This window comes from Ureibacillus suwonensis (assembly GCF_042655065.1).
Classification (GTDB): Bacteria; Bacillota; Bacilli; order Bacillales_A; family Planococcaceae; genus Ureibacillus; species Ureibacillus suwonensis.
In genome coordinates this window covers 1-1381 of record NZ_JBHSNQ010000121.1, presented here as the reverse complement: position 1 = coordinate 1381, position 1381 = coordinate 1, and the positions used below count along the sequence as shown (strand labels likewise).

Annotated in this window: 1 protein-coding gene; it reads right to left on the bottom strand. The window is 39.0% G+C overall.

Going from position 1 to position 1381, the window contains the following annotated elements; all coding sequences use genetic code 11:
- Window positions 1-1298, bottom strand: a 1298-nt coding sequence (locus ACFPOH_RS10970) for a DDE-type integrase/transposase/recombinase (protein WP_390309666.1), incomplete at its 3' end; no start/stop codon positions are given.
- Window positions 1299-1381 lie beyond the last annotated feature (83 nt).

Sequence of the window (1381 nt, the reverse complement as noted above, 5' to 3'; positions counted from 1 at the left end):
TTAAAATAAGCCACAAACAAAGTCACATAAGAAACGGATCCGTGATCGGATCCAAATCCGTGTGTCGATCTGTAATTGCCCTTAAATGTTCGATTCAGTCTTTCAATAATTTGTTTTAACGGTCTGTATTCCGTTGAAACCTGGTCTTCGTTGGTTAGTCCAATGACCTGCTTCACATCAAACGTAATACCGTGCTGGGCAAAAAAGTGTTGTGCTAAAAGGTAAATCGGATTGCCATCTACGACAAAGGTGAGGTCTTCCGGGATCTCTTTCATCTTCCATAAGGCCTCATCAATCGCACGAATGGCTGATACCGTATCACGATTTGGAGAAACAGGGTAGGACAGAATAATTTTCTTTACCGCATCAAAAAAGAAAAAAAGATAATGCCAACGACCATTCACCTTAATGTATGTTTCGTCTCCGCAGAATTGATCAGAAAGCTCGTAAGGATAATGATCCACATAAGGTTTGAGAAGAAGTGCTACGCTGTTTTCGTAATTCAATATACTCTGGTGAGAGATGGGTACGCCATGAACATCCTTCATCAGTGCAGCTGTTTTCCGAGCCGATAAGCCATAGTTTACATGGTAGGTTAAAATGAGCCCCAATGTGTGCGGTGACACATGAAGCCTGGACAAATCCACTTTTGGCTTCTTAGGTGAATGTTTGGCTAACGGCTGATAATCAATTTGAAACTGACGGAATATGTATCGAACTTTAAAAGACGGAGAATCCTTTTCGAACTGCTTTTTCTCTTTTTTAGACATTCCTTGCAGTTTCTTTTTGTAATACGGACAGTCATTGTTTTTGCACTTAAATACGAGAAAATCTTTTCTTTCCTTGATCTTCTCGAGTGTTTTCGAACAGTGTGGACATTTTAGTATAGCCTCCTTGGCATATTGATTCTTTTTATTAAACAGACACGCACACACCTTGCATTGATACTGTCCTTTACCTCCGTTATTGGCATAAAGATAATCTGACGGAGCACCACACCTTGGACATTTCATGGATGAAGGTACTTTACCTTTTGAATTGGAACGCCTCTGAACAGGTTTGAGAGGTTTCCCGTTCTTCTCCAAATATTCTTTGAGAAGAATTTGATAATCGAGCTTTTGTAGAGTTTCAATGATTGGCAGCTCATCCACCTGGAGTTTTTGATAAGGCTTATTGACAGGCTTTTCAGTTGGCTTATCAAACATGTTTTTTCCAATCAGAAGGGTAAGTAATGTTCGAATCATTTGATCTTGGTACTTGATATATTCAAGCAAATAGGTTAATAATTGAGGTAACAACTTGTCACTTCCTTTATTAGGGATTTTTGAGTGTGTGGTTACCTCATAAATACCCTAATTTTAAGGGGGTGGCAAGTTTTTTT